This is a genomic window from Sulfitobacter sp. 1A12779, assembly GCF_043557315.1.
GTDB lineage: Bacteria > Pseudomonadota > Alphaproteobacteria > Rhodobacterales > Rhodobacteraceae > Sulfitobacter > Sulfitobacter faviae.
The window spans coordinates 1-9,887 of record NZ_JBIFFU010000046.1; the positions used below are offsets into that span (position 1 = coordinate 1).

The 9,887-nt window shown below is 58.0% G+C and carries 8 protein-coding genes and 1 pseudogene; 5 read left to right on the forward strand and 4 right to left on the reverse strand.

The genetic code is table 11. From position 1 onward, the window contains the following. The first annotated feature begins 93 nt into the window (after nt 1–93). Complete coding sequence (locus ACGYLQ_RS20250) at nt 94–1,203, forward strand: tyrosine-type recombinase/integrase (RefSeq protein WP_394444577.1); 1,110 nt, start codon at nt 94–96, stop codon at nt 1,201–1,203. 1,285 nt (nt 1,204–2,488) lie between these two features. Here the strand turns inward: ACGYLQ_RS20250 and ACGYLQ_RS20255 are convergent. Together ACGYLQ_RS20255 and ACGYLQ_RS20260 are read right to left on the reverse strand one after the other, a co-directional pair. After that, nucleotides 2,489–3,598: a ParB/RepB/Spo0J family partition protein gene (locus tag ACGYLQ_RS20255; RefSeq protein ID WP_394444580.1), complete on the reverse strand. Its 1,110-nt coding sequence runs from the start codon at nt 3,596–3,598 to the stop codon at nt 2,489–2,491. Continuing rightward, the gene (locus tag ACGYLQ_RS20260) at nt 3,549–4,952 is read right to left on the reverse strand and encodes an AAA family ATPase (protein WP_394444581.1); all 1,404 of its coding nucleotides are present in this window, start codon (nt 4,950–4,952) and stop codon (nt 3,549–3,551) included. Before ACGYLQ_RS20260 ends, ACGYLQ_RS20255 begins: the two co-directional genes overlap by 50 nt. 577 nt (nt 4,953–5,529) lie before the next feature. On the opposite strand from ACGYLQ_RS20260, the gene ACGYLQ_RS20265 reads away from it, so the two are divergent. The 4 genes and pseudogenes from ACGYLQ_RS20265 (at nt 5,530) to ACGYLQ_RS20280 (ending at nt 9,041) form a co-directional block, all read left to right on the forward strand. Further along, entirely contained in the window at nt 5,530–6,807 is a 1,278-nt protein-coding gene (locus ACGYLQ_RS20265) for a replication initiation protein (RefSeq protein WP_394444583.1), read from the forward strand. 247 nt (nt 6,808–7,054) lie between these two features. After that, nucleotides 7,055–7,435 (forward strand): annotated as a pseudogene (locus tag ACGYLQ_RS20270) (sugar transferase); the annotation flags it as partial. A gap of 235 nt (nt 7,436–7,670) precedes the next feature. After that, nucleotides 7,671–7,955, forward strand: coding sequence for a hypothetical protein (locus tag ACGYLQ_RS20275; protein WP_394444590.1), 285 nt, complete (start codon nt 7,671–7,673; stop codon nt 7,953–7,955). Between the two features lie 576 nt (nt 7,956–8,531). Further along, a complete protein-coding gene (locus tag ACGYLQ_RS20280) occupies nt 8,532–9,041 on the forward strand; it encodes a GNVR domain-containing protein (RefSeq protein WP_394444588.1) in 510 nt (169 codons plus the stop codon). 25 nt (nt 9,042–9,066) lie between these two features. Here the strand turns inward: ACGYLQ_RS20280 and ACGYLQ_RS20285 are convergent, their stop codons facing one another. Further along, complete coding sequence (locus tag ACGYLQ_RS20285) at nt 9,067–9,288, reverse strand: hypothetical protein (RefSeq protein ID WP_394444585.1); 222 nt, start codon at nt 9,286–9,288, stop codon at nt 9,067–9,069. Between the two features lie 2 nt (nt 9,289–9,290). Then, a partial coding sequence (locus tag ACGYLQ_RS20290; protein WP_394444587.1) for a transposase occupies nt 9,291–9,887 on the reverse strand: 597 nt, incomplete at its 5' end.

Below are 9,887 nucleotides of genomic sequence, written 5' to 3' on the forward strand. Positions count from 1 at the left end.
TCGGTTTCAGAAATGCGACACAGGCAAGCTATTGAAAACAAATGGAACGCAGTCTCAGAAATTCCGGCAGACCGACATCGGATTCAGTAAAAAATGCCTTCAAAGACCGAGAAATCGCGATCAGCGCCCTCCGATAAGTTGAATGACGCTCGCGTCGAGAGGAGAGATCAGGACCACAGTATCGCCCTGCCCTCCCATGTCGCGGGGTCCGGTACGCTCGATCGACTGGTGGACACGGCTCGAGACTATGCCCGGGCGTCAGTGTCTGAGAATACGCTGAAGGCCTATGCGAAGGATTGGGCGCACTTCGCACGTTGGTGCCGGATGAAGGGCACAGCAGCGCTGCCTCCGTCGTCCGAGATGATCGGCCTCTACCTCGCCGACCTGGCGTCCGGCTCACGCCCCTCCGCGTCGCAGTCGATATCCTGCCCCCTATCGGTCTCGACAATCGACCGCCGCCTATCCGGGCTTGCCTGGAACTATGCGCAGCGCGGATTTACGCTTGACCGCAAGGACAGGCACATCGCGACCGTGCTCGCCGGGATCAAACGCAAACACGCGCGCCCGCCGGTGCAGAAAGAGGCGATCCTGCCCGAGGATATCTTGGCGATGGTCGCCACCCTGCCCTTCGACCTGCGCGGTCTGCGAGACCGAGCCATCCTGCTCCTCGGCTATGCAGGTGGTCTGCGTCGATCGGAAATTGTCAGCTTGGACGTCCACCAGGACGACACGCCGGATTCCGGCGGCTGGATCGAGATCTTCGACAAAGGCGCCCTCCTCACCCTAAACGCCAAGACCGGTTGGCGGGAGGTCGAAGTCGGCCGCGGTAGCAAGGAACCGAGCTGCCCCGTACATGCAATCGAGCAATGGTTGCACTTTGCAAAGACCGACTTCGGGCCAGTTTTCGTCGGCATTTCGCGCGATGGCAAAAGGGCATCCGAAACGAGACTGAACAACAAACACGTTGCGCGGCTTATCAAGCGCACGGTCCTAGACGCGGGTATCCGATCCGAACTGCCGGAGAAGGACCGCCTAACACTGTTCTCCGGCCACTCCCTGCGTGCTGGTCTGGCAAGTTCTGCGGAAGTCGACGAGCGCTACGTCCAAAAGCAACTTGGGCACACCTCGGCCGAGATGACCCGCCGCTACCAGCGCCGCCGCGACCGTTTTAGGGTGAACCTGACCAAGGCTGCCGGGCTCTGACACTCTGCCCTTCTCGACTATGCTCTGCAGAGAGCCGTCCAGAGATACCACTCCGCTTTCGCCGTATTCCTGGCAACGAGGGACCAAAGGGAGCCATAATCGCTCACTTGTCTAAGCGGCCCTGCGCCACGCGTCACGCCTACTCGGATAGACTGTTCTTTTGTCCATAGCTGTCCTCTACCCCGATACACAACATCCCGATTGTTCAGGACACCGCCCACGCCAGGAATTCCGGAAGGTTTCTTTCTCACAACATACAAGTCGGTAACCGCGGGTATGTATTCTCCGTCGCCGCACAGCTGGCGCCGCCGAACGTTCGCTTAACTCGGTACACAGCCACGCCCGTGTCAGAAGATCGCTGCGAAACACCCGCCCACCGAGCTTTCATTCGCGCATCGCACCCTGTTACGGTTGACAACACCGCGCGATAGCGCAGCGGCCCTGCCCAACCGATCACCGCGCCAGGCCGGTTCGGCATGTCATTACCGTGATGGGTGAAAGCCGCCTTGACGTAGGTATCCGGCTTAACCAAAACGCGACAAGCTCCGCCCGTGGCGTTGCCGGCGGTGAAGGCCGCTTGGAACGCTCTTTTGGCATCAGCGACATCATCGTCCTGCCCGCTAAGACGACTGTTAGCGTTCATCACCGGCCACGCCATCGACATGGATCGCTGCGCCGGTCCAGATCGCCGTGTCGACCAGATCGCGTAGTTCAACCTCCGCGCGATAGGCCCGCCAGACTGTTCGATACCAATATCAAAACACACCCGATCCCAACTGAATCCCGCTGGAAAAGCGATAGGTACCCAGCTACGGTATGTCCTCGGAGAGGTGCATTCCGACCCCCAGCATTAGATCAGCCCCTTAACGCCTGTAGCCGTGGTTCCCGTCGCCAACACCCTTGTGATGCGGATTGGATAGAACACCCCGGCTGAAAGGGCGGGCAGGGTAACCGCGCCCCCCGCTTTTCAGCACCACCGCCAGATCGGCAGCAGAAGCGACCATTTCCTTGCGGATCATTTGAAGAAGGTCTACCGCATCACTTGGTACCACATCGAACCCGCCGTAGACAGGGCCGGGTAATCCGTGGTGGTGCTCTTCGAAGGTATCCAGAATGGGCGTCGCGGCCTCCTTTTAGAACTAAGAACTTCAGCATCGGAGGCGCGAATTAACGGCACCTTAAAGGAGGCTATGCTTCGGGTTGGGGAGGGGTTTCGCGTGCGAAACCCCTCTGATTTGGGGTAGGCGGCGAGGGAGGTTTCGCGCGCGAAACCTCCCTCGCCGCATCAGGCTTGTTCAAGCAAATACCTGATCCGGTCCATGACCAGCTCAATCATCTCCTCGTTCACATTCGCGCCACGAATGCGAATGGTATAACCGTCTTCGGTGCGCACACGCTCCATCGTGACATCATTGGCGAAGCTTAACCGCGTAGACCGTTCCACGCTTTTTCGAGGCCTCCCCCCGCGTTTGGGATCGGTGCCGACACCTTCAACTGCATCGATCAACGGCTCCAAGACCGCCCATTCATCGTCCGCGGTAGCCACAGCGTGAGACTCCAATGCCTTCCGCATCGCTTCGCTTTGCCCCGCGCGTAGGCCGGTCGCAATACGAAGACACTGGCGTTCGCTCAATTCGGGTCCGAAACGGAGCATGTCCCCAAGCTCCTCATGAACCAAAGCAAAGGATCGAATCTTCGACCGCTTAGCCTTGCTAGCCGAGGAGAACAGCGTCGCGACGGCCTCATCAACAGTGGCAAAAACCCCATCATGCACCGTGATCGCGGCTGCCCGCCCGCGTTCATATTGGCTGAGCCCAGTCCTGACCTCGTTCTCTTCGATCATCGCCACAATCGCATCGGCCAGCGTATCCGGTTTGCGCACGAAAGCCGGGATGGTCTGATGCCGCTCACCCCCCGAAAGCGCATTCAATTCGCGCATGGCGGCAAGGCGTCTAAAGCCTGAAATCAGAGCATATTTCCCCGCGGCGTCAGGATTGGACGGCTCAAAAACCTCGATCGGCAAGCGAAGCCCATGGTCCGCGATTGACCGCCGAAGTTCGGCCAGGTCCTCTTCGTCCATCTTCAAACGATCACGGCTTAGCGCATCGGCGGTGATCTCATGTAGCGGCACTTCGGTCAGAACGAGGCCCTTTTCCCGCGCTAGTCGAAGCGCCTTTGCATCCGCTTTGTCCCGCGCATTTTCTTCACGCAGATGCTGAGGCAGGGGGTCTTTATGCCAGGCCGCATCCGCTGCGACATCGGCGATCGGCGCACGAGTGCCAATCCGAGAGGTTTCGCGCGCGAAACCCTTTTCGATCTCTTTGAGTGCCTCCGCCGAGGGGACTTCAAGATGTCTGCGTTTCGCCATTCTCGGCCTCCTTCCGCTCTTGATCATCGCGCCACCATGCGCCCAGCAAAATCTCCTTGAACTCGGCATAGGTCCGATCGAAGGTCTCCCGACCGCGGGTATAGGTCTCACGGTTAAAATCCCGGTAATCGGCCTCATAAATCCCGTTCACACTTTCTCCGGCCTGCCCGACCATTGCCGTGAACTCCTGCCGATAAGTGTTCGTCATATCACCAAAATAAGCTTGGATCACGTTTGCCAGATCAGTCTGCTGGCTGGCGTCAAAGCGCGTGATGATCGCGCGCACGACGTCCCATTCAAACTTCATCTCCGGCAAGCCCTCACGTCGCCGTGCCGCGTTCTCACCTTCCTCTATCGAGGCGAAGGTGGAATAGAGCATGTCAAAGAAACGACCGGTGGAATCGAACTCCAAGAACGAGGCGCCCAAGGGAACCATGATAATATCTGCCGCGGCCAAAGCATTGATCGTCAGATAGCCGAGGGCAGGGGGTGTATCGAGCAAGATGATGTCATATTCCTCCATCGCACCCCCCAAATCAAGCGCTGAGGACAGCGCATCCCAAAGGGCCCAATGCCGCAATGCCATCCGCCAAACGGGGATCTGGAACTCCGCCCAATATAGATTGAGCTGGGCTCCAATGAGATCGATGTTGGGCCAATGGGTTTTTTGAACGACGTCTTCGAGCGAGATCGTCAGTGCCTCGCTCAAAGTTTCGTCCATCGGAATCTCGGGCTCTGCAGCCGCGGCTCGAACCCGGTTTTCCGCCTGCACCTGCATCGCATAATCGCGGGCGAGTAGAGGGAAGATGGTCTGCCATTCATCCTGAACCTGACCGCCCATGATTGAGGTCATCGAGCCTTGGGAGTCGAGGTCAATGACAAGCACTTTATAGCCGTCCAAAGCTGCAGACATGGCCAAATGCGCCGCAGTTGAGGTCTTGCCAACACCCCCCTTAAAATTCGCCACCGCGACCACTTTTGCGGGTAGCCCTTTGGGGCGGTAAGGGCGGTATTCTTTGGTGCTAACGCCTTCTTCAGCGAAGTGATTTCGCAGCGTAAGGATTTCTTCGAGACTGAATCGTTTTGCGTTCCCGGCTCCTTCGCCTTGGGGAAGTTCGGGGTGTTTGTTCAGCACCCTACGCAGGTGGGCGGGGGCCACGGGGATGAGGTAGCGGCAAATCTCCCAGGTCGAAAATTTTCGGAGCTTCTTCTGGCCATCTGGGGCATACCCACGTTTAGCGAGATCTGCCCTTCCGCGCCCAGCAAAAGCAGCGGCTTTGGCGAATCGGGCAGTGTCTACTGGATCGCTAAGCTTCGCGGCTGCGGTTTCAGGGTCGAGATTGAAATAGGGGGGCAGGGGGGTGCCCGACTTCTTGTCCATGTTGCGATGCCTCGGTCAGATCATCATTATTCGATGTTATCACCCATATTGTCGCACATCTTTTTGGAAATGGGAAACAATAAGGCGTGCAGTACATGTTGCGAGCCTCTTGCCGGTTTCGCATGCGAAACCGGCCGCTTGAAATCGGAATCCATATTAATAGAGGCTCACATAGTTTGTTATTGTTTACTAGATTTAGAATCTTTAGGCTTGGGAAACTCTTTTTTATCAACGCGCTATGACGAGATAGGTACCACTAAGCAGGTCTATGGGTACCTGCTTACAGGTTCGCCAGTACCTGTATGCGGTAGAACGGGTTCCGATTCGCGGGGGGAGCGGAACCGATCGTCGGGAGGGCCGTTTTGGAACGTTTTTCGTGCTTCCAAACCCGCGTTTTCTTCGGTCGGCCCACGCGAGTAAGGCAAATATACTGTAAGGGACCCGTTTCCGGGATGTATCTGCCCTGTAAACGGGTCCCCATTGATTGATTGAGGTTGGGGACCTTTTGCGCAATAATCGGATGAGGTCACCCAAGAGCGCGAAGCGTCGGGGCGGTGGCGGCAGAGCAGAGGCCGAGATGAGCAGCATCCCCCATGACAAATTGACCGGCGCGCTCCGTCGCCAGTCGGTGAAGAAGAACGTGGCGGCGATCCACGTCTCGGGTAAGCTGACGCTACTACAGCGGAAGCTAAGCAACGTTCTTCTGCTCAACGCCTATGACACGCTTGTGACGCGCAACAAACATCAGATCGATGCGCGGACCCTGTGCATGATGGTGGGCTATAACTCCAACGACATGGACACGTTGAAACAGTCCCTCCGCAGTTTGGCCGAGACCACGGCGGAATGGGATATGTTGGACGCCAACGGGCGGCAAGAATGGGGCGTCTCCGCGCTTTTGTCCTATGCGAAACTGTCGGCGGGGATCTGTGAGTATGCCTATTCCCCAGCTTTGGCGGAAAAACTACATGACCCGAAGGTCTTTGCGCTCATTAATCTGAATATCCAGCGGCGGTTCACCTCCGGCCATGCGCTGGCGCTCTATGAAAACTGCTATCGGTTTCTGCGCACCGGATCGACGGGGTGGTGGCCGATTGATCTGTTTCGCCGGCTTATGGGGGTCGATGGCAGTGCCTATTACGAAAGTTTTAAGCACCTTAATGCCAAGATCATCAAGCCAGCCGTGGCGGAGGTGAACAAAACCTCAAACATCCTGATCACGCCCGAGTTGCACAAGATGGGTCGGCAGGTCAGTGAGATCCGGTTTCTCATCAAAGAGAACCCGCAACTTGCCATGCTCGACATTGATGATGGGGAAGGGCTGCGGCAGGGGGCCGTCTATACCGCGCTTATGGATTTGGGCGTCTCAGACCGGTTGGCGCGACAATGGATTTCCGAACATGGTGAGGACTATGTTTCAGAAAAGATTACCTATTTAAAGGGCAGGGGGGGCATCGACAGCCCGGTGGGATATCTAAGGGCGGCGCTTCAGAACGACTATAAGTCAGAGAAACCCGCAGCCCCTTCGCCCAAGGCCGAAGTCGCGGCGGTGGTGCGTAAAGCGCAAACGGCGCAGACCGATGCTGCGGAAGAAGAACGCGCGCAAGTGGTTGAAGAAGAACGCAAAGCGCGGGCGGCGATCATGGCGCGGGTGCAGAAGATCGTCGAATCCCGCTCCCCCACACAGCGCGATGCGGACCGAAAACTGTTCTTGGCTTGGCTGAGCGATGAGCTTCTGAAATCAGAGTTCTCTCGGCTGGGTTGGAAGGCCGCGCTCTGCGCGTCGGAGATGCGGGCTTTCTGGGAAGATCTGATCCCGGATGCTTTCGCGGATGAGGCGCCCTTCGGCGTTTAAGACTTCCTTAACCTGCCTCCGTAATATTTTAGCCAAATTTTTTTGCACGAAGGTGCCGTTTGGCTGGTTGTAGCCCACTTTCCCGGCAGCGCTTCTTGCAGCAACCGTCTCCGCTTTGGCGCGGGTTGGGAGGCAGCCGTTATGAAACACCAGGTCATCCATAGCCGGGGCGCGGTCTTTCCCATCGGGCCGGTCTGGAACCGCTTATGCGCGATGGGGCAAGCGCGCCTTCGACATCGCGCTTGCTATGGTTTTGTTGCCTGTTCTCCTGCCGGTGATCTTTGCCCTCGCGGGGGTGGTCGCGCTCGATGATGGTACGCCGTTCTTTAGGCATCGGCGGGTGGGAAAAGGGGGGCGCGCGTTTCGCTGCTGCAAGATCCGTACCATGGCGGCCGACGCCCAAGAGCACCTTGCCCATTATCTCGACGAAAACCCCGCCGCTCCCAAGGAATGGGCATTGGAACATAAGCTCGATCATGATCCCCGGATCATCAAACTGGGCCGCTTTCTGCGGTGGAGCAGTTTGGATGAGCTGCCTCAGATCCTGAATGTGCTGCGCGGAGAAATGAGTTTTGTCGGCCCTCGCCCCGTAGAGCCTGAGGAGCTGCGACGCTACGGGATGAGCGCTGGCATCTACAAGAGCCTTCGGCCCGGCATCACGGGGAAACGGCGAGTCTCTGGCGGGGAAATGGCTGGTTGCCGCGGGAGTCTTACCGCGCTGCTGATCGGCGCTTTCTACGCTTATATCCTAGCCACGCGCCTTTATCGTGCGACCGCGGTACTTCGGTTGTTGCTCGAGCAAGAGCAGATCATCGACTTTCCGAATAGTGCGGGGCGGTTGTCCATCCGTCGACAGGGCGGAATTGAATTCCGAAGTCGAAGTGTTGCGGGGCCGGGTGCTGCTGGCGCAGGTGGTCGAACGGCTCAATCTTGCCTCAGACGTGGAATTCAGCGCGCGCTTTCGACCGGAAGAAGCGCAGCGGGTACAGGATGCGGCGATCTCGAAATTACTCAAAGTAGTCACCATCCGAAACATTCCGCAAAGCCGGGTGCTTCATGTCACGGTCGAAAGTGAAGATGTCCGCAAAGCTGCGCTGATCGCAGAGACCATCGTCGAACTCTACGTCTCTCATCAAATCGAAGATTAGGCAAAGGCGGCACAACAAGCGGTGATTTGGTTAACTGAGCGCGTCACGGCTATGCAGGCCAAACTCCAAACCGCAGAAGCGAAGGGCTCCGCATTCAATGCGAGCACGGAACTGGTTTCGGTCGCGGCCCCTCGGGGGGGTGGAGCGGCAGATCAAGGAGTTGCATGGCCGTATTGCGGCGGTCCAGGAAGCGCGAGCAGCGTCGGAGAGACGGAGTGCGGTTCTGGAAGCGGCGGTGACATCTACGGAGAAGGTAAATGCTTCTGCGGATACGCGGCTTGCTGGTCTTCTCGATGGTATGGATGAGGAACCGGCGCTTAGGCGTGCATTTGAGGCAAGGTTCCAAACCGTGATTCAGCTAAGCCGGGATCATTTGTTTCGGTCGCAACAACAGCTGGCCGCGCTCTGCGATTCGAAAGCTGAGTTAAGCGCGCAGGCCTCTCAGCAAGGTCGCGATTTGATAATCCTCCAACAGCTTACCCGAGAAGCGGAGGCGCGCGTGTGCTCTACGATCATTTCCTGTCGCGCTTGAATGAAACGACGGCTTTGTAGGAAAACCACTGGGCGAACAGCCGCATTCTATCTCATGCGGTGGTGCCTCTTCGCCCATCGACTCCGCGCCGGATGTTGATCCTAGCGATGTCGGCGGTGTTTGGTCTGCTCGCGAGTTTGGCAATCGTTCTCGGCCGCGAAATGCAGGGCGATGGTTTCCGCACCGCGCGTGAACTGGAAGCCGCAACAGGCCACCCTGTATTGGCTCAGATCCCTGAGATGCCATTGAAGGGGGCGAATGTGGCGCAGTATCTCGCCAACGCACCTACTTCCGCCCCAGCGGAGGCTCTGCGCGATCTTCGCACGTCGGTTCTACGATTGAACGCAGACGGCGCATCCCAAGTTGTCATTATCACAATTTCGGTCGCGGGGGAGGGGGCGACCACCGCCGCGATGGCGCTGGCGCAAAGTCTCCATGGGCTAGGCAGATCCGTCTTGCTGATCGACGGGGACCTCCGCACTTGCGGTCTAACTCGGCATTTTTCGGAACTGACTGTCAAAGTACTCGGTCCGGTTCTGCGAGAAGATGCGTAAGCATCCGGCGTAGGCCACAGGTGGGTCATCGCTCGAGATCACGGTTCATTAAGATGAGCGCTTGCAGGTTTCCGATCCCAAGCGGAGTGAAGGCGATCACGCTATCGTCGCCGGGGCCGTGGACCCAGATCACACCATCTTCGGTTTCCATACCGATGGCGAGATCGAAGATCCGATCAACGGTTTCGCCCAGTTCGACGGTGACGCGGTCGATTGTCTTGACGGAATACACCTCGTTCAGCTGCATGGTTACGCTGCTTGTGGAAGGGATAGGGTTTTCCAGTTCCAAGGCAGAAGCTCATGCACGCGCGAGACGGGCATGTCGGGCAGCCGGGCAAGAACATCGGCGAGCCAGGCCTGTGGGTCGATGTTGTTCATTTTTGCGGTGACGATAAGGGTATACATGGCGGCCGCCCGCTCACCGCCGCGCTCGGACCCTGCAAAGAGCCACGACTTCCGACCCAGGGCAACGCCACGTAAGGCGCGTTCGGCCGCATTATTCGTCAGACAGATACGCCCGTCATCGAGGAATGCCGTGAAGGCCTGCCAACGGCCACGCTTCTCAAACATGTAGTTGATCGCCTTGGCCACTTTGTTGTGTCTGGACAGTTTCGCGCGCTCTTCCTGCAGCCAGTCGTGGAGGCCGTTCACTAGGGGGAGGGACAGGTTCTGGCGGGCGACGAGCCGGGCATCAGCATCCAGCCCATTGATCTCGCGCTCGATGTCGAAGATGGCATCGATCCGTTTTACCGCTTCCAGTGCGACCGGCGAGATCTGATGGGCAGGTTTGCCCTTGCGGACGTTGCCCGCGATATCGGCCAGTTCGAAGAACTTCCGGCGCGCATG

What these genes read in the sequence shown, in the direction of transcription:
- ACGYLQ_RS20250 (WP_394444577.1), top strand. Translation starts at nt 94, where the DNA reads ATGCCTTCAAAGACCGAGAAATCGCGATCAGCGCCCTCCGATAAGTTG.
- ACGYLQ_RS20255 (WP_394444580.1), bottom strand. Translation starts at nt 3,598, where the DNA reads ATGATCAAGAGCGGAAGGAGGCCGAGAATGGCGAAACGCAGACATCTT.
- ACGYLQ_RS20260 (WP_394444581.1), bottom strand. Translation starts at nt 4,952, where the DNA reads ATGGACAAGAAGTCGGGCACCCCCCTGCCCCCCTATTTCAATCTCGAC.
- ACGYLQ_RS20265 (WP_394444583.1), top strand. Translation starts at nt 5,530, where the DNA reads ATGAGCAGCATCCCCCATGACAAATTGACCGGCGCGCTCCGTCGCCAG.
- ACGYLQ_RS20285 (WP_394444585.1), bottom strand. Translation starts at nt 9,288, where the DNA reads ATGCAGCTGAACGAGGTGTATTCCGTCAAGACAATCGACCGCGTCACC.